This window comes from Mesorhizobium sp. M7A.F.Ca.US.014.04.1.1 (assembly GCF_003998745.1).
Taxonomy (GTDB): Bacteria; Pseudomonadota; Alphaproteobacteria; order Rhizobiales; family Rhizobiaceae; genus Mesorhizobium; species Mesorhizobium ciceri.
On the sequence record NZ_RZRW01000510.1, the window covers coordinates 1 to 4,066 of the forward strand.

Genomic DNA, 4,066 nt, shown 5'->3' on the forward strand with positions numbered 1-4,066 from the left:
CTTCGGTGCGAGATCGAGCAAGGCGCGGATCGCCGAGCCGGTCTTTTCACGGGCGCGCAGCTCCAGCACCTGGCCAAGGAAGACCAGCGCGACGATGACGGCGGCAGCCTCGAAATAAACCGGCACCGCACCGCCATGGCCGCGGAACTGATGCGGAAAGATATCCGGAAACAGCGTGGCGACGACGCTGTAGAGATAGGCGGCGCCGACGCCGAGCGAGATCAGCGTCCACATGTTGGGGCTGCGGTTGACGAGCGAATCCCAGCCGCGGTGGAAGAAAGGCAGTGCCGCCCACAACACGACGGGGCTGGCCAATGCCAGCTCAAGCCAGACCTTCGTCCGCTCGTCGACAAAAGCCTGGAAAGTCAGGCCAAGCATCGGCGCCATGGCGACGACCAGCAAAGGGACGGATAGAGCGGCACTGACCCAGAATCGCCTGGTGAAATCGACCAGTTCCGGATTGGGACCCTCGTCACCCGTTGGTACGCCCATCGGCTCCAGCGCCATGCCGCATTTCGGGCAGGATCCGGGCTTGTCGCGGACGATCTCCGGGTGCATCGGGCAGGTGTATTGCGTGCCCTTGGGCATCGGCTGCGGTGCTGGCCTGCCGCCGAGATATTTTTGCGGCTCCGCCTCGAATTTCGCCTGGCAAGCGGCCGAGCAGAAATAGAAGCCCTGGCCTTCGTGGCGGGCAAAATGACTGGCTGTCGCGCGGTCGACGCTCATGCCGCAGACCGGATCGGTGGCGGTCAGGAATTTTTCCAGTTCGGCGACGAATTTCGTGCGGCAGCCCTGGCTGCAGAAATGATAGAGATGGCCATCATGCTCGGCCGTCGGCTTGCCAGCCGCCGGATCGACAGTCATGCCGCAGACCGGGTCGCGGACGACGCTCTTCGTGGTGGGCACGGCGCCTTTTGTCGAGCAGCAGCTGCCGTGCGCGTGATGATCGTGATCTGAATGCGTCATTCGAAAATGCCTTGATGGATCGGTGTGTGACGTGGAGATAGGGCTTCCAGTAACTGGAAGGTCAAGGGCTGTTTCGACTTTTCTTCTCCGGTCCACGGCGCGTCCATCCACCCCAGAAAAAGTCTCACGCGGCAACACCAGGCCTGCTAGAAAGCGCGAGCGTCGCGGGGGTGGGGATTTTCTTCGGCAATGAAGCGTCTGGTCATCAATCTCGATCGGTCTCCCGATCGCCTTGCCCGTGTGACGGCGGAGTTTGCCCGCATCGGCGTTGCATTCGAACGCGTTCAGGCCATAGACGCACGCGACCGGCCGGAGCTGGACCAGCTGCCGCAAAATGTCGGATATCGGAACAGGCTGCCATTGACTGACGGCGAGATCGCCTGCCTGCTCAGTCACCGGGCCTGCTGGGCTGTCATCGCGCAAGGCGACGCCCGCTACGGGGCGATTTTCGAGGACGACATCGTCTTTGCCGCAAAAGCCGGCGCATTGCTTCGCGACAGCGACTGGATCCCAGCCGATGCCGAAGTCGTCAAGCTCGAAAGCTACTTCTGTAAGACCGTGATCCGACGCAAGCGCATTGCCATCGGTCACGGCTTTTCCACATCCAAACTCGACGCCGAACATATAGGAACCGCCGGCTACATCATCTCCAGGCAAACCGCGCTCGACCTGATCAAGGCCACCGAGGAGATCGGCATCGCTGTCGACGACCTTGTCTTCAACCCCGAGTTTTCGGTTTTGCGAGGCGAGACGATCTATCAGCTTGTTCCTGCGCTCTGCGCGCAAGATCAGTTCCTTGGCGACAGGGCGCTCCAATTGCCAAGCCTGCTCAGAGAAAAGCGGGATATCCAGTGCGCCGCACCCGCCGGGACCGGGAAACGCAGAAAGACAGCCATAGCGAGGGTCAAAGCCGAGGCTCGGCGAATAGGCAAGCGCATTGTCGATTTCGGTCGACTGAAGCGGAGAATGGTCATTCCATTTACTTATCCGAGCCAAAACTCAGCCGGGTCTTGAACCGGCTTCAACGCCCCATACCCAGCGCCGCCAAAACGCGCTATAGACGCCGCCGAAACGGCAAGGCCGACTGGATATATGGCAAGAATCTCCCTGAAGCTCGACGAATTGATCGACGGCGAAGCCTTGCGCCGCGAGATGACCGCGCTGACCGCGGGCACGGCGGGCGACGGCTCAGGGCAGGCTGCGCGCAATGGTGTGCTCCAGCTGCTCAAGGGACGACTGGCGGACGGGCGCGCCATTGCCGAACGCATGCTGAGGGACGATGGCGGCGGCAGCGCCTGCGCGGCGCGGCTGTCGCATCTCATGGACGAGATCATCCGGGCGCTTTACGATTTCGCCGTCACCCATGTCTACCGGGTCAAGAACCCGTCCTCCGCGGAGCGCATGGCCGTCGTCGCTGTCGGCGGCTACGGCCGTGGAACGCTGGCGCCGGGGTCCGACATCGACCTGTTGTTCCTGCTGCCTTACAAGCAGACGCCGTGGGGCGAACAGACAGTCGAATACATGCTCTATATGCTGTGGGACCTGGGGCTGAAGGTCGGCCACGCCACACGCAATATCGACGAATGCCTGCGCCTGTCGCGCACCGACGTCACCATCCGCACCTCGATCCTCGAAGCACGTTTCCTGTGGGGCGAGGAAAAGCTCTATGATGAACTGATGCTGCGCTTCGACCATGAGGTGGTGCGCACGACCGGCCCCGAATATGTCCAGGCCAAGCTTGCCGAACGCGATGACCGCCATGCCAAGGCCGGCGAAAGCCGCTATCTGGTCGAGCCCAACGTCAAGGACGGCAAGGGTGGCCTGCGCGATCTGCAGACGCTGTTCTGGATCGGCAAATATTTCTACCGGGTGCGCACCGGCGAGGAATTGGTCGATAAAGGCGTCTTCACCGAGGGTGAGTACCGCGAGTTCCAGAAAGCCGAGGATTTCCTGTGGGCGGTACGCTGTCACATGCATTTCCTCACCGGCAAGGCCGAGGAGCGGCTGCATTTCGACATCCAGCGCGAGATCGCCGAACGGCTCGGCTACACCACGCACCCCGGCCTGTCGGCGGTCGAGCGCTTCATGAAGCACTACTTCCTCGTTGCCAAGGACGTCGGCGACCTGACCCGCATCTTCTGTGCCGCGCTCGAGGAGGAGCAGGCCAAGCACGTGCCGGGCTTCAACCGCATCTTCCTGACTTTCTCGCGGCGCAAGCGCAAGCTGGCCGGCACGTCGGACTTCATTGTCGACAACCACCGCATCAACATCGCCGACGACCAGGTGTTCGAGCGCGATCCGGTCAATCTGCTCAGGCTGTTCTGGTTCGCCGACAAGCACGGTCTGGAATTCCACCCCGATGCGCTGAAGCTGCTGACCCGTTCGCTCGGCCTGGTCAACAAGTCGCTGCGGCGCGACGAGGAGGCCAACCGGCTGTTCCTCGACATATTGACCTCGGATCGCAATGCCGAACTCAATCTGCGCCGCATGAACGAGGCCGGGCTGCTCGGCAGGCTGATCCCGGATTTCGGCAAGATCGTCGCCATGATGCAGTTCTCGATGTACCACCACTACACGGTGGACGAGCACCTCATCCGCTGCATCGGCGTGCTGGCCGAGATCGAACGCGGCGACGGCGAAAAGGTCCATCCCCTGTCGCACACGCTGATGCCGGGGCTGAAGAAGAGCCGCGAGGCGCTCTATGTCGCCGTACTGCTGCACGACATCGCCAAGGGCAGGCCGGAGGACCATTCCGAGGCGGGGGCCAGGATCGCACGCCGCATCTGTCCGCATATGGGGCTGTCGCCTGCCGATACCGAGACCGTTGCCTGGCTGGTCGAGAACCATCTCGTGATGTCGATGACAGCCCAGACCCGCGACCTCAACGACCGCAAGACCATCGAGGATTTCGCCGCGATCGTGCAGTCGGTCGAGCGGCTGAAGCTGCTTTTGATCCTCACCGTCTGCGACATCAGGGGCGTCGGACCGGGTGTCTGGAACGGCTGGAAGGGCCAGTTGCTGCGCACGCTCTACTACGAGACCGAATTGCTGTTGACCGGCGGGTTTTCGGAAGTGTCGCGCGCGCAACGCACGGCGGCGG

At 62.4% G+C, this 4,066-nt stretch carries 3 protein-coding genes; 2 read left to right on the top strand and 1 reads right to left on the bottom strand.

Going from position 1 to position 4,066, the window contains the following annotated elements; genetic code table 11:
* Nucleotides 1-966, bottom strand: a 966-nt coding sequence (locus tag EOA22_RS26315) for a YHS domain-containing protein (protein WP_127390322.1), incomplete at its 3' end; no start/stop codon positions are given.
* Nucleotides 967-1,155: 189 nt separating this feature from the next.
* Here EOA22_RS26315 and EOA22_RS26320 point away from each other — a divergent pair.
* Nucleotides 1,156-1,980 carry a glycosyltransferase family 25 protein gene (locus EOA22_RS26320; protein ID WP_013528059.1) on the top strand — a complete coding sequence of 275 codons (825 nt, stop codon included), beginning with the start codon at nucleotides 1,156-1,158 and terminating at the stop codon, nucleotides 1,978-1,980.
* 78 nt (nucleotides 1,981-2,058) lie between these two features.
* Nucleotides 2,059-4,066: [protein-PII] uridylyltransferase (locus EOA22_RS26325; protein WP_127390323.1), on the top strand; the 2,008-nt coding region annotated here is incomplete at its 3' end.